Source organism: Pseudoxanthomonas wuyuanensis (assembly GCF_900215535.1).
Lineage (GTDB): Bacteria > Pseudomonadota > Gammaproteobacteria > Xanthomonadales > Xanthomonadaceae > Pseudoxanthomonas_A > Pseudoxanthomonas_A wuyuanensis.
In genome coordinates, this window is the sequence record NZ_OCND01000002.1 from 16,371 (window position 1) to 37,452 (window position 21,082).

General features: G+C 65.1%; 18 protein-coding genes. 15 read left to right on the forward strand and 3 right to left on the reverse strand.

Features of this window, described 5'->3' with window-relative positions; translation table 11 throughout:
* The first annotated feature begins 14 nt into the window (after window positions 1-14).
* From CRO39_RS05080 to CRO39_RS05105, 6 genes are all read left to right on the forward strand, one after another.
* Window positions 15-374, forward strand: a complete 360-nt coding sequence (locus CRO39_RS05080; protein ID WP_097120819.1) for a hypothetical protein — start codon at window positions 15-17, stop codon at window positions 372-374.
* 253 nt (window positions 375-627) lie between these two features.
* Window positions 628-1,041, forward strand: coding sequence for a hypothetical protein (locus CRO39_RS05085; protein WP_097120820.1), 414 nt, complete (start codon window positions 628-630; stop codon window positions 1,039-1,041).
* Window positions 1,042-1,132: 91 nt separating this feature from the next.
* Window positions 1,133-1,597: a cupin domain-containing protein gene (locus tag CRO39_RS05090; RefSeq protein WP_097120821.1), complete on the forward strand. Its 465-nt coding sequence runs from the start codon at window positions 1,133-1,135 to the stop codon at window positions 1,595-1,597.
* 139 nt (window positions 1,598-1,736) lie between these two features.
* Entirely contained in the window at window positions 1,737-2,369 is a 633-nt protein-coding gene (locus tag CRO39_RS21280) for a VOC family protein (protein WP_274382247.1), read from the forward strand.
* Between the two features lie 115 nt (window positions 2,370-2,484).
* Window positions 2,485-2,898 carry a DUF3052 domain-containing protein gene (locus CRO39_RS05100; protein WP_097120822.1) on the forward strand — a complete coding sequence of 138 codons (414 nt, stop codon included), beginning with the start codon at window positions 2,485-2,487 and terminating at the stop codon, window positions 2,896-2,898.
* Window positions 2,899-3,105: 207 nt separating this feature from the next.
* Window positions 3,106-3,564 carry a cupin domain-containing protein gene (locus CRO39_RS05105; protein WP_097120823.1) on the forward strand — a complete coding sequence of 153 codons (459 nt, stop codon included), beginning with the start codon at window positions 3,106-3,108 and terminating at the stop codon, window positions 3,562-3,564.
* A 58-nt stretch (window positions 3,565-3,622) separates the two neighbouring features.
* Here the strand turns inward: CRO39_RS05105 and CRO39_RS05110 are convergent, their stop codons facing one another.
* Window positions 3,623-5,347 carry an IlvD/Edd family dehydratase gene (locus CRO39_RS05110; protein ID WP_097120824.1) on the reverse strand — a complete coding sequence of 575 codons (1,725 nt, stop codon included), beginning with the start codon at window positions 5,345-5,347 and terminating at the stop codon, window positions 3,623-3,625.
* Window positions 5,348-5,536: 189 nt separating this feature from the next.
* On the opposite strand from CRO39_RS05110, the gene CRO39_RS05115 reads away from it, so the two are divergent.
* Window positions 5,537-6,331 carry an SDR family NAD(P)-dependent oxidoreductase gene (locus tag CRO39_RS05115; protein ID WP_097120825.1) on the forward strand — a complete coding sequence of 265 codons (795 nt, stop codon included), beginning with the start codon at window positions 5,537-5,539 and terminating at the stop codon, window positions 6,329-6,331.
* Window positions 6,332-6,454: 123 nt separating this feature from the next.
* On the opposite strand, the gene CRO39_RS05120 is transcribed toward CRO39_RS05115, so the two are convergent.
* Window positions 6,455-7,441: a LysR family transcriptional regulator gene (locus CRO39_RS05120; RefSeq protein ID WP_238394499.1), complete on the reverse strand. Its 987-nt coding sequence runs from the start codon at window positions 7,439-7,441 to the stop codon at window positions 6,455-6,457.
* A 136-nt stretch (window positions 7,442-7,577) separates the two neighbouring features.
* On the opposite strand from CRO39_RS05120, the gene araD1 reads away from it, so the two are divergent.
* The 8 genes from araD1 (at window position 7,578) to CRO39_RS05160 (ending at window position 18,002) form a co-directional block, all read left to right on the forward strand.
* On the forward strand, window positions 7,578-8,585 hold the full coding sequence (gene araD1, locus CRO39_RS05125; protein ID WP_097120826.1) for an AraD1 family protein: 1,008 nt from the start codon (window positions 7,578-7,580) through the stop codon (window positions 8,583-8,585).
* 16 nt (window positions 8,586-8,601) lie between these two features.
* Complete coding sequence (locus CRO39_RS05130) at window positions 8,602-10,038, forward strand: aldehyde dehydrogenase family protein (protein WP_097120827.1); 1,437 nt, start codon at window positions 8,602-8,604, stop codon at window positions 10,036-10,038.
* A 105-nt stretch (window positions 10,039-10,143) separates the two neighbouring features.
* A complete protein-coding gene (locus tag CRO39_RS05135; RefSeq protein ID WP_097120828.1) occupies window positions 10,144-11,115 on the forward strand; it encodes an ABC transporter substrate-binding protein in 972 nt (323 codons plus the stop codon).
* A gap of 18 nt (window positions 11,116-11,133) precedes the next feature.
* Window positions 11,134-12,657 carry a sugar ABC transporter ATP-binding protein gene (locus tag CRO39_RS05140; RefSeq protein WP_097120829.1) on the forward strand — a complete coding sequence of 508 codons (1,524 nt, stop codon included), beginning with the start codon at window positions 11,134-11,136 and terminating at the stop codon, window positions 12,655-12,657.
* Between the two features lie 3 nt (window positions 12,658-12,660).
* Window positions 12,661-13,719 carry an ABC transporter permease gene (locus CRO39_RS05145; RefSeq protein WP_097120830.1) on the forward strand — a complete coding sequence of 353 codons (1,059 nt, stop codon included), beginning with the start codon at window positions 12,661-12,663 and terminating at the stop codon, window positions 13,717-13,719.
* Between the two features lie 53 nt (window positions 13,720-13,772).
* Window positions 13,773-14,756, forward strand: coding sequence for a galactofuranose ABC transporter, permease protein YjfF (yjfF, locus tag CRO39_RS05150; RefSeq protein WP_202926250.1), 984 nt, complete (start codon window positions 13,773-13,775; stop codon window positions 14,754-14,756).
* The gene (locus tag CRO39_RS05155) at window positions 14,756-16,831 is read left to right on the forward strand and encodes a glycoside hydrolase family 97 protein (RefSeq protein ID WP_238394498.1); all 2,076 of its coding nucleotides are present in this window, start codon (window positions 14,756-14,758) and stop codon (window positions 16,829-16,831) included. The genes yjfF and CRO39_RS05155 overlap by 1 nt, the downstream gene beginning before the upstream one ends.
* Window positions 16,832-16,997: 166 nt before the next feature.
* Entirely contained in the window at window positions 16,998-18,002 is a 1,005-nt protein-coding gene (locus CRO39_RS05160) for an aldose epimerase family protein (RefSeq protein ID WP_238394497.1), read from the forward strand.
* A gap of 32 nt (window positions 18,003-18,034) precedes the next feature.
* Here CRO39_RS05160 and CRO39_RS21065 read toward each other — a convergent pair whose 3' ends face one another.
* Window positions 18,035-21,058: a family 43 glycosylhydrolase gene (locus CRO39_RS21065; RefSeq protein WP_202926246.1), complete on the reverse strand. Its 3,024-nt coding sequence runs from the start codon at window positions 21,056-21,058 to the stop codon at window positions 18,035-18,037.
* Window positions 21,059-21,082 lie beyond the last annotated feature (24 nt).

Consider the following 21,082-nt stretch of genomic DNA (forward strand, 5'->3'; position numbering starts at 1 on the left):
CGGGCAGACGGCCAGTGCTGGAGACATTCGGCGGGCCGCCAACAGCGAAGCTGGTCGTCCTTCAAGAAGAGTTTCGCCTGCGTGGTCCGGAACGCGCGGTACGCAGCATCAAACAGGGCAAGCCGCCGGACCTGGATGCCGGGCAGGAGTACCGCGGCGAATTCGGACTGCAGGTGCCGTCGCCGATACCCGATGGCTGTCTGCCTGACATGCGTACCCGCCTGACCCGGTACTTCAACGCGGCCAAGGGTCCGCTGACCGCCTTGAACCGGGCGGGCAGCGAGCCCGCGCAAGGTGGCGCCGTGTTTTGCCTTCAGCCCCGAACCAGGGGCCGAAGGATGCCAGCCGGTCAAGATCGCCCAATGTTCTCCTGAAGTTGCAGAGAACAGCGCTCGAGCTGCGGCCTTCCCATCGGCCGCGACATCACCCGATACAACGGCGCCATTGCCGCCATAAACGTTATGACGGCAGCCGCGCCGGATATTGACCAGACAACCGGGGCACCGGTGCGGTTACCTCGTCCACAAGCCATTGATATCGAGGCCATTCCGGCAATTGACGCAGTACACGGACCTCATCAGAATCTGGTTTATGCCGCACTTTGCGGTCTAGTAGGCGTTAGGCCGCATGGACACGATTCGCGACGTTGTGGAGTTCAAGTCCGAGCAATTCTCTCCGGTGCTGCCAGAGGATTGCCAAGTCAATCCCGGTGTCTACGGCGCAGAACTGGCTTTTTGGCTGTCGCAAGAGCTGGCTAAACGTGGTGTTCCAACTAGCTATCCAAACTTTGAGGATTGGGGTTGGTTCATTGAGTACTCGCCGGACACGGGCTCGGAGTTTGCGGTTCACTGCTGCAACGTGGATGGCTCCAAGGATCGTTGGCTTCTGTCCTTGCGGCGCTTTCCGCGCAAGATGTTCGGCCGCGACAAGCCGCCGTACATGGAGGCAGCATCATTGGTTCAAGGCATTCGGGCCGTCGTTGAGTCCATTGTCGCTCCAGGTGACGTCACATGGCACTGGACAAACGGCGATGCAGCCTGACAGTTCATTCAAGCCGACCCGCTTCGCGGGTCGGCTTAGTTCAGGCATTGGGCTTCAAAGGAACGGAAATGACATCTGTTGAGGCGTGGATATGACCGCGATTACTCCGGATCGCTTCATTGCAGAGGAAAGCCTGGCTGAGGGCGCGAGCGAACCGAACCGTATTCTTTGGATCAGCGAGGCAGGTGGTCTTACTCAGTTTGGCGCCTTCGTCGAGTTTCTGCAGCCGGGATCTCGCTCATCTATCAAGCACTGGCACAGTGCCGAGGACGAATTGGTCTATGTCCTTGAAGGCGAGATCACACTGATTGAGGGCGACACCGAAACGCTGCTGCGACCTGGGGACGCGGCGACATTTCGCGCGGGGATACCTGTCGGCCATTGTCTCGAGAACCGCAGCGGCAACGTAACGCGTTGTCTAATCGTCGGCACGCGGGCGCCTGTCGACAGAATCACCTACCCGAACCATGATCGAGTCTGTCACCGCGACCGTTCGCTCCCGGACGACATCTGGACGAACAGCGCAGGCGAGCCCACAACGAGCCCCTATGCTTAGGAAGAATGCCACAGCATCTCCGGAGCCGTGCATGCATCGATGCACCGAGCCCAACAACGCCATCAACACGGACGGAAAACTCGCACGCGCCCTTGGCGCGCACGAGTTGGCCGCCGGTTATGGCCGGCATTAGGCAGCAGTGAAAGATCGTCGCGACTACGAAAAGGCATTGGAGATCATCGGCGCCATCATCCGCGCTTGGGATCCGTACAATCTCATCAACGAGGGAGCGCCCTCGGACGAGTTTGACGATCAAATTGCAAAGATCACCGCTAGAGCTCCGGCTTTTTACGGCATCGATGAGATCGCCCTGGCAATCTCTGATGTTTTCTCAGACTCATTTGGTCCAGGCAGCTTCACGCCGGCAGATTGTTTTCAGCCTGCCCAAGAGATTTTCATGGAGTTGCGTCGTGCGATGCTCTTGCCATGCTGCCTAACAACTCAAGCAGAACCCGCTTCGCGGGCCGGCTTGATTCAAGGCGTTGGGCCCATGGAAGGTATCAGCCATATCACGTTTATCGTCCGGGACCTCGACCGCATGGCCACCTTCTTGTGCGAGGGGCTTGGAGCGCGCGAGGTTTATGACAGTGCCAGCCGCAACTATTCGCTGTCCCGCGAGAAATTCTTTGTGCTCGGCGGTACTTGGCTGGCTGCAATGGAAGGCATGCCGCCCCAGGAGCGTTCCTATCAGCATGTTGCTTTTTCCGTGCGGGAGGCTGACTTGCCCATCTACTTGGAGGAGCGTCTTGCCCGGTACAGCGATGTGCGCTGACAGTTGATTCGAGCCGAACCCGTATCGGGGCACCGGCCAGGTGCCTTTACGCTACGCTAGCACGCACCTATCCGCTGCCCCACCACGGGTCGGCTTAGTTCAGGTGTCAGGTCACATGACGAACCTTTCCGGCTATTCAGGCACTCCCCTGGCCAAGAAGCTCGGCATTTCTGCCGGATCAACGCTCGTCACTCGGCACGCGCCAAGCGACTATGAGCAGTTGGTTGCACCTCTTCCACCCGGGGTTCTTATTACCGGAAAGGTTACGAAATCGGCGGACCTGGTTCATGTCTTTGCCGTTGACCGGTCGGTGCTGGAGCGGGAGTTGGCGTCCCTCCGTAAGGACATCAGGCCGGATAGTGTCGTTTGGGTTTCCTGGCCCAAAAAGGCTTCCAAAGTTCCAACCGACATCACCGAAGACACAATCCGAGAAGTCTGCCTTCCCCTCGGATTCGTCGACATCAAGGTCTGCGCCGTCAGCGACATCTGGTCTGGTCTCAAGCTCATGATCCGCAAGGAGTTGCGCTAGCTTTCGGCCGAGCCATTCGTTCAAGCCGGTTCCGTATCGAGGACGCGCCGGCTCAATTCAGGCATAGACAACAGGGGCCGTCGAGGCGGCTGGCGCCCGGCCATTCCATCGGGCGCGCGTCCCACTGGATGCGCCGGCGGGTCGCTGGTTATGTCGGCCATTAGGGGGCAAGATGAGCTCCCCCGCACCACAAGTAGGAGGTGACATATGTATCGGCACCTGTACCTGGCGGCATCGTTGCTCATCCTTCCGGCCAGCTCCGTCCTTGCGCAGGACAATGCGGGACAAACCGCACTGGCATGGACCCATCAGGATTCGCAGCTCCAGTGGGGGCCTTGCCCGGACTTTCTCCCCGAGGGCTGCGCAATTGCCGTGCTTCACGGCGACCCGGCCAAGGAAAACGCGGACGTGTTTTTCAAGGTACCGGCGGGTTCCTCGATTCCTCCCCACTGGCACACGTCGGCGGAGCGCATGGTCCTGGTTTCAGGCGAATTGCACGTCACCTACAACGGCCATGAGCGAACGGTCCTGAGGCCTGGCTCATATGCGTACGGTCCTGCCCGGCTTCCGCATGAAGCCGACTGCGCAGAAGGGGAGCCCTGCGTTCTTTTCATTGCCTTTGAGGCTCCGGTTGACGCCATTGCGGTTGAGGCGACAGAAAAGTAACCGGGTTGCCGCCTGACCATCGCAAGCAGGGCGTGCGCGCGGAAACCGGCGGCACGCCCTAGTGCGAATCGCGCGGCACGGCGTCGCCGCTGCCGCCGACCAGGATGTCCAGGTCGGCGCCCAGGTGGGCCTGTTGGACGTGGTCGACGTACAGCTTGTACCAACCGCGGGCCGGGCGCGGCGGCTCCTGCCACTGGGCGCGGCGTGCGGCCATTTCCTCGTCGCTGATGTCCAGGTGCAGGCGCCGGCCGGGGACGTCGAGTTCGATGAAATCGCCATTGCGCACCAGCGCCAGCGGGCCGCCGGCGGCGGCTTCGGGCGAGGTGTGCAGCACCACGGTGCCGTAGGCGGTGCCGCTCATGCGCGCATCGGAAATGCGCACCATGTCGGTCACGCCCTGGCGCAGCAGCTTGGGCGGCAGCGGCATGTTGCCGACCTCGGCCATGCCGGGGTAGCCGCGCGGGCCGCAGTTCTTCAGCACCATCACGCAGCTGGCGTCGATGTCCAGCTGCTCGTCGTCGATGCGCGCGTGCAGGTCTTCGATGTTCTCGAACACCACCGCGCGGCCGCGGTGCCGCAGCAACTGCGGCGAAGCCGCCGACGGCTTGATCACCGCGCCGTCGGGCGCCAGGTTGCCGCGCAGCACGGCAATGCCGGCCTCGGGTTTGAACGGTTCGCTGAGCGGCCGGATCACGTCGCGGTTCCAGCACGGCGCATCGGCGATGTTCTCGCCAATCGTGTTACCGCTAACAGTGGCTGCGTCCAGGTGCAGGTGTTCGGCCATCTCGCGCATCAGTGCCGGCAGGCCGCCGGCGTAGAAGAAATCCTCCATCAGGTATTGCCCGGAGGGTTTGAGATTGAGCAGGCAAGGCAGCTTGGAACCCAGCCGGTCCCAGTCGTCGAGCTTGAGATCCACACCGATGCGTCCGGCCAGCGCCAGCAGATGGATCACCGCGTTGGTCGAGCCGCCAATCGCGGCATTGACGCGGATTGCGTTCTCGAACGCCTGCCGGGTCAGTACCCGCGACATGCGCTGGTCCTCGCGCACCATCTGCACGATGCGCCGGCCGCTCAGCTGCGCCAGCCGGTAACGGCGCGAATCGACGGCGGGAATGGCTGCGTTCTCCGGCAGCGACATGCCCAGGGCTTCGACCATGCTGGCCATCGTCGAGGCGGTGCCCATGGTCATGCAGCTGCCCTTGGAGCGCTGCATGCAGGCCTCGGCCTCGTTGAAATCCGGCTGCGACAATTCGCCGGCGCGGACCATTTCCGACATCTGGATCACGCCGGTGCCCGAACCCAGCGGGTGGCCGCGCCAGTTGCCCGACAGCGAGGGGCCGCCGGAGATGCCAATGGTGGGCAGATCGACGCTGGCTGCGCCCATCAGCAGTGCCGGGGTGGTCTTGTCGCAGCCCATCAGCAGCACCACCGCATCGATCGGGTTGGCGCGGATCGATTCCTCAACGTCCATGCTGACCAGGTTGCGGAACAGCATCGCGGTGGGGCGCATCTGGGTTTCGCCCAACGACATCACCGGAAATTCCAGCGGGAAGCCGCCGGCTTCGTAGATGCCGCGTTTGACGTGTTCGGCCAGCTCGCGGAAGTGGCCGTTGCACGGGGTCAGTTCCGACCAGGTATTGCAGATGCCGATGACCGGCCGGCCATCGAACATGTCGTGCGGGTGCCCGGCGCTCTTCAGCCAACTGCGGTAGTAGAAACCCTGTTTGCCGTCGCGGCCGAACCAGGCCTGGCTGCGTGATGCCGGCTTCTTTGGAGCGCCCATGCTTGCCAGATCCTGTGGTGAAGATTGGGAAGGGAGCCCGGCATCCATTCGCAGCGCCGACCCGGATTCCGCTTTACGGCGGTCATCCTACAAGGCATATTGATATTGCAAAAATAAAATAATTGAAGATACCAATACTGTTTTTGATATCTGATTTCCTCCGCCCGCCCGACACCGGAAACCGACCGCATGACCGCCCAGTTCGACCCTGCCTCCGAAGCGTCCGCCACCGTCTACCCGAGCCTGCGTGGGCGCCGCGTCTTCATCACCGGCGGCGGTTCCGGGATTGGCGCAGCGTTGGTCGAGGCCTTCGTGCGCCAGGGGGCGGCGGTCGCCTTCATCGACATTGCCGAGGACGACAGCGCGGCACTGGTCGCACGCCTGGCTGACGCCGGATTGCCGCGCCCGTGGTGGTGGCGCTGCGACGTGACCGATGTGGCGGCGCTGCAGGCAGCGATAGCCGATGCGGCCGGCGAACTCGGCGATTTCCATGTGCTGGTCAACAATGTCGGCAGCGACGACCGCCACGCGCTGGCCGAGGTCACTCCGGAGTACTGGGACCGGCGCATGGCCATCAACCAGCGTCCGGCGTTCTTCGCCATCCAGGCGGTGGTGCCCGGCATGCGCCGGCTCGGCGGCGGTTCCATCGTCAATCTGGGTTCCACCGGCTGGCAGACCAAGACCGCGGGCTATCCGGCCTACGCCACCGCCAAATCGTCGGTCGACGGACTGACCCGCGGACTGGCGCGCGAACTGGGCGCCGAGCGCATCCGCATCAATATCGTCACCCCGGGCTGGGTGATGACCGAACGCCAGATCCGGCTATGGCTGGACGAAGCCGGCGAGCGCGAACTGCAGCGCAACCAGTGCCTGCCCGACAAGGTGGTGCCGGCGGACATCGCGGCGATGGTGCTGTTCCTGGCCTCGGACGACGCGCGCGCCTGCACCGCGCAGGAATTCGTGGTGGATGCGGGCTGGAGTTGAGTGCCCGCAAGTCTTTTCGCGAATGATATCTGTCCTGTAGGAGCGACGTGAGTCGCGATGAGGCTTTCCCATGAAAGCGCCATCGCGACTCACGTCGCTTCTACAAGGCTATTCGACCAGCGATCACACCGGCACTTCCTCCATCGGCAACTGCACGCCGTAAACCGATGCGGCCGCATCCTTCAGCGCCTTGAGCATGATCTGCGCGCCGGGCGAGAGCAGCCAGTCGGTGCGGGTGATGATGCCGAACGCGTCCATCTTGCAGGACAGTTCCACCGGCAGGATCGCGGCGATGCCGTGATCGGCGTAATGGCGCGCCACGTCCACCGGCACCACCGCCAGGTGGTCGCTCTGTTCCAGCATCTTGGTCAGGAATACCAGCGCCGAGGTCTCGATGATCCGGCGCGGCGGGTCCAGCCCGACGCTCTGGAACATCAGCTCGAAACGGTGGCGCAGCACGCTGCCGGCCGGCGGCAGGATCCAGGCCGCGGCGGCCAGCTGGTCCAGCGACGGGGTGCCGGTTTCCAGAATCGGGTGGCCCGGACGGGCGATGGCGCAGACCTGTTCTTCGGCCAATGCCTGGTAATGCAGGTTGCGCTTGTCGTGGCGGGCGAACAGCCGCGCGATCAGGATGTCCAGCTTGTTCTGCGCCAGCCGCTCCAGCAGCACGTCGCTGCTTTCCATCAGCAGCGACATCCGCAGCAGCGGGTATTCATCGGCGATCCGGCTCATGGCCATCGGCAACAGCGTCATCGCCGGGCCGGCGATGGCACCGACGCTGACGTTGCCGGTGTAGCCGGCCTTCAGCGAGTCGATTTCGCGGCCGGCCTCGCCCAGGCTGGACAGTGCGATGCGCGCATGCCGGATCATGATCTCGCCGTACCAGGTCGCCCGCATGCCGCGCGGCAGCCGCTCGAACAGCGTGACCTCCATCATCTCCTCCAGATCCTTGAGCAGCTTGGAGGCGGCCGGTTGCGACATGTTCAGCGCGTCGGCGGCGCGGTGGATGTTGCCTTCCTCATCGATGGCCAGCAGCAGCATCAGCTGGCGGGTCTTGAGCCGGGCGCGGGCGAACCAGGGCTTGCTCTGTTGCGACATCAGGCTGGTCATCCCATATGAGTATGGGTATAGGTTAAGCCCAAAATTGCATTTGTTGGCTATCTCTCCTGGACGCAGAATAGCGGGGCACACTGACCCAGGCTGGGCCCGGGCCGGTGTGCGCCAACTTCACCGGTGGGCGGAGCGCATGCGACTGATCCAGCTGATAGACGATTCCGGAGTCGCGCGGACCGGCGCGGTCGACGCCGATGGCGGCAGCGTCCGCCTGTTGTCCGGCTTCGACAGCACCTACGCGTTGGCCAGCGCGGCCATTGCCGCCGGCCAGCCGCTGCAGGCATTGGCCAGCGCCGCCTTGGGCGAACAGCGCCTGGACTACGCGCAAGCGCTGGCGCAGGGGCGGGTGCTGTCGCCGCTGGCCCATCCGGACCCGGCGCACTGCCGGGTCACCGGCACCGGGCTGACCCACCTGGGCAGCGCGGCCGCGCGCGATGCGATGCACCAGAACCTGCAGCAGCAGGCCAGCAGCGGCACGCTCACCGACTCGATGAAGATGTTCCAGGCCGGCGTTGAAGGCGGCATCCCCGCCGCTGGCCAGGCCGGCGCGCAGCCGGAATGGTTCTACAAGGGCGACGGCAGCATCATGGTGGCGCCCGGCGCGCCGTTGCCGTCGCCGGATTTCGCGCTGGACGGCGGCGAGGAGCCGGAACTGGTGGGGTTGTACCTGATCGGCCCGGACGGCACGCCGTACCGGCTTGGCTTTGCCATCGGCAACGAGTTTTCCGACCACGTCACCGAACGCCAGAACTACCTGCTGCTGGCCCATTCCAAGCTGCGCGCCTGCGCGGTGGGGCCGGAACTGCGCACCGGCGAACTGCCGCGCGATCTGCAGGGCAGCAGCCGGATCCGGCGCGGCGGCGAGGTCATCTGGGAGAAACCCTTCGTGACCGGCGAGGCCAACATGTGCCACTCGCTGGCCAATCTGGAATACCACCATTTCAAGTACGCCGCGCACCGCCGCCCCGGCGACGTGCATCTGCACTTCTTCGGCACCGCCACGCTGAGCTTCGCCGACGGCGTGCGCGCCGAGCCGGGCGACTGCTTCGAAATCGATCTGCCCGCGTTGGGCGCGCCGCTGCGCAATCCGCTGGCGCGCGTGCCGGGCGGCTTTGAACCGGGTACGGTACGCCCGCTATGAACAGGATCTTTCCGTTATGAGCCAACGTTTCCAGAGCTACATCGATGGTCGATGGATTGCAGGCGCCGACAGTGCCGCCGATGAGAATCCGTCCGATCTGGGCAGTCCGGTCGGCGAATACGGTTCGCTCAATGCCGCGCAGGTGAATGAGGCGATCGCCGCGGCCGCGCAGGCACAGCGTGCCTGGGGCCTGAGTTCGCCGCAGCAGCGCGCCGATGCGCTCGATTTCGTCGGCAGCGAGATCCTGGCGCGCAAGGAGGAACTGGGCCGGCTGCTGGCGCAGGAGGAAGGCAAGACGCTGCCGGAAAGCATCGGCGAGGCTGCCCGCGCCGGCCAGATCTTCAAGTTCTTCGCCGGTGAGGCGCTGCGCATTCCCGGCGAGAAGCTGGCCTCCACCCGCCCCGGCGTCGATGTCGAAATCACCCGCGAACCGGTCGGCGTGGTCGGCATCATTGCGCCGTGGAATTTTCCGCTGGCGATCCCGGCCTGGAAGATCGCCCCGGCGCTGGCCTACGGCAATGCGGTGGTGTTCAAGCCGGCCGAGATCGTGCCCGGCTGCGCCTGGGCGCTGGCCGAAATCCTCAGCCGCGCCGGGCTTCCGGCGGGCGTGTTCAATCTGGCCATCGGCAGCGGCCGCGTGGTCGGCCAGGCGTTGGTGGAAAACCGCGGCATCGATGCGCTCAGCTTCACCGGCTCGGTGCCCACCGGCAACCGCCTGCTCAAGCAGGCCGCCGAGCGCGGGCTGAAGATCCAGTTGGAAATGGGCGGCAAGAACCCGCTGGTGGTGCTGGCCGATGCCGATCTGGACAAGGCGGTGGAGATCGCGGTCAACGGCGCGTACTTCTCCACCGGCCAGCGCTGCACCGCTTCCAGCCGCTTGATCGTCGAGGCGCCGGTGTATGACGAGTTCATCGCCCGCACCCGCAAGCGGTTGCAGCAGATCAAAGTGGGCAATGCGCTGGCGCAGGGCGTGGACATCGGCCCGGTCGCCAGCCGCAGCCAACTGGAAACCGATCTGTCGTACCTGGAAATCGCCCGCAGCGAAGGCGCCGAACTGCTGCACGGCGGCGAACTGCTGGAGCTCGACACGCCCGGGCATTACCTGAGCCCGGCGTTGATCGCCGCGCAGCCGCAGCACCGCATCGCCCGCGAGGAAGTGTTCGGCCCGGTAGCGGCGGTGCTGCGCGCCGACGACTACGAGCACGCGCTGGCGCTGGCCAACGACACCGAGTTCGGTCTGTGCGCGGGCATCGCCACCACATCGCTGAAGTACGCCACCCATTTCAAGCGCCATGCGCAGGCTGGCATGGTGATGGTCAATCTGCCGACCGCGGGCGTCGACCCGCATGTGCCGTTCGGCGGCCGCAAGGCATCGAGTTACGGCCCGCGCGAGCAGGGCCGCTACGCAGTAGAGTTCTATACGACGGTCAAGACCGCCTATACCAGCGCATGACCGAATAACTGACCCGCACGCCCGCCTGGGAGGGTGGGCGGCAGGCCTGCGGTGCCGCCGGTGCCGCATCTGCCGCCAGCGTGATTGTGATAGGAGGTGGGGACAATGAAGCAGTATCTTGCGGTTGCCGCGGCGTGCCTGATGGCGATGCTGGCGGCGTGCTCCGGCGAAAAGAACCCGGCCGGAGGCGAGCGCATCGTGCTCGGTTTCAGCCAGGTCGGCGCCGAGAGCGAATGGCGCACCGCCAATACCGAATCGATCAAGTCGGCGGTGCAGGAGGCCGGCATCCAGCTACGCTTTTCCGATGCGCAGCAGAAGCAGGAAAACCAGATCAAGGCGCTGCGTTCGTTCATCGCCCAGCGCGTGGATGTGATCGCGTTTTCGCCGGTGGTCGAGTCGGGTTGGGAAACCGTGTTGCGCGAAGCCAAGGCCGCCAACATCCCGGTCATCCTGACCGACCGCGCGGTCAAGGTGTCCGACGATTCGCTGTACGTGACGCTGATCGGTTCGGATTTCGTCGAGGAGGGCCGCAAGGCCGCGCGCTGGCTGCTGGAACAGTCGCCGCTCAAGGACGGCACGGAGCCGGTGCGGATCGTCGAACTGCAGGGCACCGTGGGTTCGGCGCCGGCGAACGACCGCATGAAGGGATTCAAGGAAGTCATTGCCGCCAACCCGCGCTTCCAGGTGGTGCGTTCGCAAAGCGGCGATTTCACCCGCGCCAAGGGCAAGGAAGTGATGGAGGCGTTCCTCAAGGCCGAGGGCAGCAGTATCGATGTGCTGTTCGCGCACAACGACGACATGGCCATCGGCGCCATCCAGGCCATCGAGGAAGCCGGGCTCAAGCCGGGGCAGGACATCGTCATCGTGTCCATCGATGCGGTGCGCGGTGCGTTCGAGGCGATGATGGCCGGCAAGCTCAACGTCACCGTCGAATGCAACCCGCTGCTGGGTCCGCAACTGGTCGATGCGATCCATGCGGTGCGCGAAGGCCGGCCGCTGCCCAAGCGCATCGTTGTGGAGGAATCGGTGTTCACCCGCGAACAGGCCGCAGAAGTCTTCCCGACCCGCCGCTACTGAACGGCGCGGGCAACGCCAATGAACGCAGGTCCCTCCCCCCCAGGCTCCTCCCACGTTCTCCAGGCACGCGGCATCGGCAAGCGTTTTGCCGGCATCGCGGCCCTGGAGGGCGTGGACCTGTGCCTGCGCGCGGGCGAAGTGCATGCGCTGATGGGCCAGAACGGCGCCGGCAAGTCGACCTTGATCAAGGTGCTGACCGGCGTGCTGGCGGCCGATAGCGGCACGCTGGAACTGCAGGGCCAGCCAATCGCGCCGGCCAGTCCGGTACAGGCGCAGCGGTTGGGCATCAGCACGGTCTACCAGGAAGTGAACCTGTGCCCCAACCTGTCGGTGGCCGAGAACCTGTTCGCCGGCCGTTTTCCGCGCCAGCGCTGGAGCGGACTGATCGACTGGCGCAGCGTGCGGCGGCAGTCGCGCGAACTGCTGGAAGAACTGAATCTGCGCATCGATCCGGATCGCCTGCTGGGCGAGTACCCGGTGGCGGTGCAGCAGATGGTCGCCATTGCGCGCGCGCTGGGCGTGTCGGCGCGCGTGCTGATTCTGGATGAGCCGACCTCCAGCCTGGACGAGCACGAAGTGGAGGAACTGTTCGCAGTGATCCGCCGCCTGCGCGAGCGCGGCATGGCGATCCTGTTCGTGACTCATTTTCTGGATCAGGTCTATGCGGTTTCCGATCGCATCACCGTGTTGCGCAACGGCCGCTGCGTGGGCGAGTACGCGGCCGCGGACCTGCCGCATGCGGCATTGATCGCGGCGATGGTCGGGCGCGAGATGGCCGCGGCGCCGGCGGCGCGGCCGGCGGCGGAAGCGGATGTACCGCGCCAGATGGTGCTGCAGGCGCAGGGGCTGGGCCGGCGCGGCCAGCTGGCGCCGACCGATCTGGAGTTGCGCGGCGGCGAAGTGCTGGGACTGGGCGGCCTGCTGGGCTCCGGCCGCACCGAACTGGCGCGGCTGCTGTTCGGCCTGGATCGGGCCGAAACCGGCACGCTGCGCATCGGCGGCCAGGCCGTGCGCCTGCACGGTCCGGCCGATGCGGTGGCGCACGGCTTGGCGTTGTGCCCGGAAGAACGCAAGACCGAAGGCATCGTGGCCGAATTGTCGGTGCGCGAGAACATCGTGCTGGCGCTGCAGGCCAGGCGGGGATGGCGGCGTTTTCTTTCGCGCGCCGCGCAGAACGACATCGCACGCCGTTTCGTCGACGCCCTGGGCATCAAGACCGCCAGCATCGAAACGCCGGTTGCGCTGCTGTCCGGCGGCAACCAGCAGAAGGTGGTGTTGGCGCGCTGGCTGGCCACCGAACCCAAGCTGCTGATGCTGGACGAGCCCACCCGTGGCATCGACATTGCCGCCAAACAGGAAATCATGAACGAGATATTGCGGCTGGCGCGTACCGGCATGGCGGTGCTGTTCGTATCCGCCGAGATGGAGGAACTGCTGCGCGTATCCGACCGCATCGCGGTGATGCGCGACCGCCGCAAGGCCGGCGAACTGCCCGGCGGCTGCGGCGAGGATGCGGTGTTCGAACTGATCGCGGGGCAATAGGCGATGGCCGTCGAACGCGACCCTGGCAGAACCTCCTGGCCGCGGCGCGCGCTGGCGCACCCGCTGTTCTGGCCGGCGCTGACCCTGCTGCTGCTGTTGCTGGGCAACGGCGCGCTCAATCCTGGTTTCCTGGCGCTGCAATGGCGCGAGGGCCATCTGTACGGCAACCTGATCGACATCGGCAACCGCGCCGCGCCGCTGATCCTGGTGTCGCTGGGCATGACCCTGGTGATCGCCGCGCGCGGGCTGGATATTTCGGTGGGCGCGGTGCTGGCAATCTCGGCTACCGTTGCGGCATGGATGATCGCCGGTGGCGAAGGCGCCGGCAGCCGCCTGCCGATGCCGTTGGCGGTCGCGGCCGCGCTGGCGGTAGCGGCGCTGTGCGGGCTGTGGAACGGACTGCTGGTGGTCAGGGCCGGCATGCAACCCATCGTGGCCACGCTGATCCTGATGGTGGCCGGCCGCGGCATTGCCCAGCTGATCAGCGGCGGCCAGATCCTGACCATCTACTACCCACCGTACTTCTATTTCGGCAACGGCTACCTGTTGGGGTTGCCGTTCTCGTTGTTCGTGGTGGCGGCGGTCTGCGGGCTGTTGTACGTGGCGCTGAACCGCACCGCGCTGGGCCTGTTCGTGCGCGCCATCGGCGGCAACCCGCTGGCCGCGCATGTGGCCGGCGTACCGGCGCGCGCGATCACCATCGGCCTGTATGTGTTTTGCGCGTTCAGTGCCGGCCTGGCCGGCATTCTGGTCAGTTCCAACGTGCGCAGCGCCGATGCCAACAACGCCGGCCAGTTGCTGGAACTGGACGCGATCCTGGCGGTGACGCTGGGCGGCACGCTACTGACCGGCGGGCGCTTCAGCCTGGCCGGCAGCGTGCTGGGCGCGTTGATCATCCAGACCCTGACCACCACCATCTATTCGATTGGCGTGCCGCCGCAGATCAATCTGATGGTCAAGGCGGCGCTGGTGTTCGTGGTGATGCTGCTGCAGTCGGCCGATTTCCGCGCCAGCATGCGCGGCCTGCTGCGGCGCCGTCCGGCGGGCGGAGAAATGCGATGAACGCGCGCAACGAAAGCGCCCGCACGGCGGCCTCCGGCCGCCAGCAGGAGCCGATGCAGCGGCGACGTTTCGATCCGAAGTATCTGCCGCTGACCGTTACCGTGGCGCTGTTCGTGGCGATGGCGGCGACCGGCGGGGTGCTGTACGAGGGCTTCCTGTCGCCGCAGGTGATGCTGAACCTGCTGATCGACAATGCCTTCCTGTGCATTGTCGCCGTGGGGATGACCTTCGTCATTCTCAGCGGCGGCATCGATCTTTCGGTGGGCGCGGTGATCGCCTTCACCACCGTGCTGCTGGCGGCGCTGGTGCAGCGGCAGGGTTGGCACCCGCTGGCGGCGATAGCGCTGGCGCTGTCGCTGGGCACCGTCTACGGCGCCGCCATGGGCCTGCTGATCCAGCGTTTCCGGCTGCAGCCGTTTGTGGTGACGCTGGCGGGGATGTTCCTGGCGCGCGGCGCGGCCACGCTGATCAGCGTCGATTCGATCAGCATCGATCACCCGCTTATGACCGCCGTCGCCTATCTGCGCATCCCGGTCGGTGGCGGATATTCGCTGTCGCTGTCGGCGCTGATCGCGCTGCTGGCGGTCGCCGCCGGCATCGTGCTGGCGCACGCCACCCGTTTCGGCCGCACCGTCTATGCGATTGGCGGCAGCGAATCGTCGGCGCTGCTGATGGGATTGCCGGTTGCCGCCACCCGGATTGCGGTATATGCGCTCAGCGGCTTCTGCTCGGCGCTGGCCGGGGTGGTGGTCACCTTCTACATGCTGTCCGGCTACGGCCTGCATGCGCTGGGGCTGGAACTGGATGCCATTGCGGTGGTGGTGATCGGCGGCACGCTGCTGTCCGGCGGCCGCGGCTACGTGGCCGGCACCCTGGTCGGCGTGCTGGTGCTGGGACTGATCCAGACCCTGATTGCGTTCGAAGGCACGTTGAGTTCGTGGTGGACGCGCATCGCCATCGGCGTGCTGCTGTTGCTGTTCTGCCTGTTGCAGCGGGTGTTCGAACGAACCCGCCGCCTGACTTTGGGAGTTGCCTGATGAAACATCCTTGTGAGACCGCCGCCATGGCGATGCAATCGGACAAGGTGCGGATACCGCCTGTCGCCGCCCCTGTGGAAAATCCATTGCTCCCGTTCGGGCGGGCGCTGTATCGCGGCGGCTCGCGCATCGTCGTATCGCTGGCACTGGCGTTGACGCTGGCCGGGCCTGCGGCGGCGGCCGGAGAAGCTGCGCGCACGCTGGGCCAGGTCGCCAGTCCTGACGGCAGGTTGCAGGTAGCGGTAACGCTGGATGCGCAGGGAACCCCGCATTACGCCATCGCACGCGAAGGCAAGGAAGTCCTGGCGCCGGCGCCGTTGGGCCTGGTGCTGGAAGACGCGGATTTTTCCCGCGGCCTGCAGTTGCAGGAAGCCGGCGCCGTCACCACGGTTACGGACAGCTACGAATTGCTGACCAGCAAGCGTCGCCACCACGAATACCTGGGCAACCGCCGCGAATTCCATTGGCGCACCGCCGCCGGGCAGCGGCTCGATATCGTCTTCCAGGTATCCAACGACGGCGTTGCGTTCCGCTACCGCTTCCCCGATGCCGACAGCAGCGTCCATCGCCTGCGCGAGGAAACCACCGCCTTCCGTTTTCCCGACGATGCGCGCGCCTGGCTGCAGCCGATGTCGGTCGCCAAGACCGGCTTTGCGCAAACCAATCCCTCCTACGAAGAGTATTACCTGCAGGACGTCGCGGTCGGCACGCCATCGCCGCTTGGCACCGGCTGGGTATACCCGGCCTTGTTCCGCAGCGGCGACACTTGGCTGCTGCTGAGCGAAGGCAGCCTGTCGCGCGGCCACGCCGGCAGCCGCCTGCTCGATGGCAAGGCCGCGGGCGAATACCGGATCGGCTTTCCCGATCCGCGCGAAAACTTCCAGAACGGCCCGGTCAATCCCGAGCTCCCGCTGCCGTGGCAATCGCCGTGGCGCATCATCGCCATCGGCAGCCTGAAGACCATCGCCGAATCCACACTGGGCACCGACCTGGCGGATCCGCCCAGCCACGTGCCGGCAAGCGCTGTTGTTCCCGGCAAGGCATCGTGGAGCTGGCCGCTGCTGGGCGATGACCAGACGGTCTTTGAGGTGCAGAAGCGCTTCATCGACTACGCCGCCGACATGGGCTGGCGCTACACCTTGATCGATGCGATGTGGGACAGCCAGATCGGCTACGAGCGCGTGCGCGAACTGATCGACTATGCGCGCGGCAAGGATGTGGCGATCCTGCTCTGGTACAACTCCGCCGGCGACTGGAACCAGTCTCACCAGACCCCGCGTGACCGCATGCTGACCCGTGCCGATCGGATCCGCGAATTCGACCGCCTCAAGGCGATGGGTGTGGCCGGCTTGAAGATCGATTTCTTCGGCGGCGACGGCCAGTCGGTGATCGGCTATTACCTGGACATCATGGAAGACGCCGCGCCGTACGGCTTCCTGCTCAATTTCCATGGCGCCACGCTGCCGCGCGGCTGGCAACGGACCTATCCCCATCTGATGACGGTCGAAGCGGTGCGCGGGCTGGAGTTCATCACTTTCGATCAGCACAACGCCGATCAGGCCCCGACGCATGCGACGATGCTGCCGTTCACGCGCAATGTATTCGATCCGATGGACTTCACGCCGATGGTGCTGGACCGGATCAACAAAATCGAACGCCGCACCACGCCGGCCTTCGAACTGGCGCAATCGGTGCTGTTCGTCTCCGGCATCCAGCACTACCCCGAAATCCCGGAAGGCATGGCCAAGGCGCCGGACTACGTGCGCGAGTTCCTGCGCGGTGTACCTTCGGTGTGGGACGACAGCCGCTACATCGCCGGCTATCCCGGAAAGCAGGCGGTGTTCGCCCGCCAAGGCGATGGCCGCTGGTACGTGGCCGGCATCAATGCCGAAGCCGAAAGCACGACGCTGCAGCTGGACCTGTCGGAGCTGGCAGGCGCAGCTTCCGCGGGAACGCTGATCGCCGACGGCGACGGGCCGTTGTCGTTCCGTCGCGAAGAGGTACGCCTGGGAGAAGATAAAAAGCTGCAGATCGAAGTGCCGGCGCGCGGGGGATTCGTCCTGACGCTGGAATGAAATCGGTAACGTTGGCGCTGGGCCGTCCCGCCAGCACCTTCGTTCTGCAGCAATCATGGCGGCGTGCCGGCGCCGGTCGGTCGCCGCAGGAAGCCGCGCGGCGGCGGCCCGGCATCGCATCAACGCTTCGGCGCTTTCCTGCCGCCATCCTGCCCATGGAGTCCCGGTGATTCAACGAAGCCTGTTCGGCCATCTCGATGGCATACCGATCCACGCGTTTGTCCTGGGCCAGCCCGATGGCCTGCAGGCTGAAGTGCTTGAGTACGGCGGCATTCTGCGCCGCCTCAGTTTCCCCGCCCGCAACGGGCGTACGGAGTTGGTGCTGGGGTTGCCCACGCTGGAAGCCTACCGGCGCGACACCGCCAACCTTGGCATCATCGTAGGACGCTTCGCCAACCGCATCGCCGGCGCGCAGTTCCAACTCGATGGCCATCGCTACCTTCTGAGCGCCAACGAAGGCCGCAATCATCTGCATGGCGGCACGCTCGGCTTCGGGCGCCGCGTCTGGCGGCGGCTGGACGGCTCGGAAACGGAACTACGCCTGGGCTATCGATCGCCGGCAGGCGAGGAAGGCTACCCCGGCACACTGGAGGTCACCGCCACGTTCCGTGTCCACCGCAACAGCATGGAACTGCTGTTCGAGGCGCATACCGATGCGCCCACACCGGTCAACCTGAGCAACCATGCCTATTTCAATCTTGCCGGCGACCCCAGGATTCCGGCCGCGCAGCAATGGCTTACCGTGCCGGCGGATCGCTACCTGCCGGTTGCCGATGCCGCGCTGATCCCGACCGGCGAAATCGCATCGGTGACCGCGACGCCGTTCGATTTCCGTCAGCGCCGCCAGATCGGCGAGCCGGCGGACCACCCGCAGCTTGCGATAACCGCAGGCTACGACCATTGCCTGGTGATGGAACCAGGACGGCAATGCAGCGCCGAACTGCATTCGCCGCACAGCGGCATCACCCTGCAGCTGAGCAGCAACAAGCCGGCGCTGCAGTTCTATGCCGGCCAGAAGCTGGACCAGGCGCACCCGCAGCTGGGCCACGGCATCTGCCTGGAACCGCAAAGCTTCCCCAACGCCCCCAACGAGCCGGATTTTCCCAGCACCATCCTGCGGCCGGGGCAGGTCTACCGGCACGACATCCGCTACCTGCTGAAAAGCGATTGATCCCGAGTGCGGCATGGCCGGTCCGGCGCAGGTCAGCGCGAGCCGCCGCTTTGCCCGATCCGGTAGTAGTCGAAGTCCACACGGCCGCCTGCGGTCTTGGTCGAATAATAGAAGAGGGCGTAGCGATAACCCATGAAGTGCGGGAAGGTGTAGGCAAGGGCCGAGGGACGGCCGATGGGGGTCCAGGATTTGCCGTCGAGGCTGTAGGAGAAGCGGGCGAATTCGGGCGCGGGCTCAAATTCGCATTCGACCTTGAGGTGAACGGTTTTGCCGGAGAGGGGAATGGAGGCGATCTCCTCGGGATGGTCGGAGTCGGCGCTCACCATGACGAGAGATTTGGCGCCGCCGCTCATCTTTACGCCAACAAAACCATACTGTTTCTGAAAAGCGGCCAAGCCGGCCCAGTCGCCGTCTTTCATGCCGCTCACGTCGATGCGGGTGGTGGCGGAACTGTCAGGGCCAAAGGTGCGCTGGGTGAGGGTATTGGGGGCCTCGGGCAGCGAGGAAACGATCCGGCTGGTGACCAAACTCAGATAACCCGGGCGCTTGGTGAGCGACCAGTCGCGCGGTTCGGGATTGTGATTCCATTGCCAGGCGAGGGGCAGGTCGGGAGCACCGGGCCGGCGGTCGAATTCGTCGGAGGCGACGATGCCGGAGGCGCCTGAGACGCCCTGCCCGCCGGCGGGGATGTCGAGCGTCATCGGCACCTTGCCGTTTTCGCCGAGCACGGGCCAGCCGTCCTTCCAGGTCACCGGCACCAGATAGGGGATGCGACCGACGGCGGCGTTGTCCTTGAAAAGATAGGCATACCATTTGCCTTCCGGGGTGTCGATGAGGCCACCCTGGGCGATACCGCGATCATCGAGCGCGATGCGGCCCTCGTAGGGACCATCGATGGCGTCGGCGCGGTGGACGATGACGGTGCGCGCCCAGCGGCTCCCGGGCGAGGCGATGTTGAAGAGGTAGTAGCGGCCGTCGATCTTGATGAGCTGCGAGCCCTCGCCATTGAGCCCGCCCAGGTCGTCGCCGAAGAGGGTGTTGACGTTTTCGATGAGGACCTTGTTGACGCCGCCGGGCTTGATTCCGGACAGATCGGGTTTCAGCTCGACGAGCGTGATGCGACCGCCGCCGTAGACCATGTAAACGCGGCCGTCGTCGTCGAAAAACAGGCTGTGGTCATGCAGCACGGGTTCGAAGCTCGTCTCTTTCCACGGGCCGCGATCCGGATCGCGTGTGGTGTAGACGTGGGTGCGCCCGCTGGTGGCGGAGAACGTCGAGGCATGGAACACGCCGTCGTGGTAGCGCAGGCTGCTGGCCCAGGAGCCGGCACCGTAGGCGTTCTTGCCGTTTTCGAGGCGGAGGGCTTCGTTGTCGGCGAGGGTTTCATAAGCGTAGGAGGCCATGCTCCAGTTGACCAGGTCCGTGGACTTCATGATCGGGAGGCCCGGGCTCATGTGCATCGTCGTGCTGCTCATGTAGTAGGTTTTTCCTACGCGGATGATGGCGATGTCCGGGACGTCGGCCCAGATAAGTGGATTGTGGGCAGGATCCGCCGGTGCTGCCGGAAGGGGCTCAGACGCGACAGAGGCACTGTCCGCGGCCAGGTCGCGCTGGGAAAATTGCCAGTGATCGAACTTGAACAGTTCTTCGCCGGCCGCGCCGCGGAACACGAAGAAGAGATCGTTGATGCCGGAGGCTCCGGAGATCCGGGCTGATTGCGGCTTCCATTCGCCGCCGGTTCCCGAGACCGGCAGCGTGCCGATCAACTGGCCATCGAGTTTGCCAAGACGAATCTCGATCTTCGCCCCGGTGGCCTGCTTGGCCTTGGCCGTGCTGGAGAGGCTGGCCGTGAAGGCGCGCGCGCCGGTTGCGCCGAAATCGACATTGCGCAACCGGATGTGGTCCCCATCGTGGATGTCTCGTACATTCTGGCCGCCGGCGCTGCTGGGCTCGATCTTGACGCCGGAAGACCAAGCGATGGTCTCGGCTTCGACCCGCAGGTAGGGATCGAGCGTGGCGATCGGTGCCGGCCCTTCCTTGGTTGGCTGCACCATCGGGACCGAGCCATCCGGGTTGAACGTCAACTCATCGACGGCCACCGAACGCTTGAAGCCGTCGCCTCCCGGAAGTTCGGCGTTGTGGTAGAAGAGGTAGGTCTTGCCCTTGTAGTCGATCACGCCCGGGTGGTTGGTGAAGGCGTTTTGCGGGACCATGACGACACCGCCGTAGGTCCACGGGCCTTCAGGTGTGGGGCCGGTGGAGTAGGCGAGATGCTCGGGGAGCGGACCCCCGGCAAAAAACAGGTAATTGAGATTCTTGCGCTTATAGAGCCAGGGACCCTCTTCGTATGACGTGCCGCGCAAAGCAGGCTTTGGCAGCGTAGTGCCTTGCGTGTCCGGAGGGTTGCGCTCGCCCAAGGCCTTGACGGTCATCGGATGGCGGATGATGCCGTTCTCCCCGACGCTGGTGTCGTAGGAAATCATGTCCTTGTTGAGCTTCACCGACCACAGATTGGGATTGCCCCAGTAAAGGTAGGCCTGGCCGTTGTCGTCGATGTAAACGGTCGGATCGATGCTGTCGTATAGGCCGCCGGCATGGCCGGCGATCAGCGGTTTCTTGAGGGGATCGGTGTAGGGCCCGAGCGGATTATCCGCCACCAGCACGCCGATGCCCCGGCCTTGCACCGGGCCGTAGAGATACCATTTGCCATCCCGCTCGATCGCCTGGGGAGCCCAGGCGCCGTTGTCAAAACCGTCCCAGCCGGAGATCTCCTTGGCGGCCCAGGGGAAGTCCCGGAGCGAGGCGACCGCGCCGTGCTGGGTCCAGTTCACCATGTCGGTCGTCGTGGCGAGCACCCAGTCCTTCATGTTGAAGTTGTTGGGCTCCCCGACGTCTTCGTCGTGGCTGGAAAACAGGTAGAGCGTGCCGTCATGGACCATGGGGGCCGGGTCGGCGGTGTACATCGTTTGAATAACCGGGTTGAGCGCGAGTGACGTCGCCGGCAGTGCAGCCAACGCGGACAAGAGAACGACAGCGGAGCGGGTTGTTTTCTTCATGAGGAGTTGAGCGTCCAAAAGCGG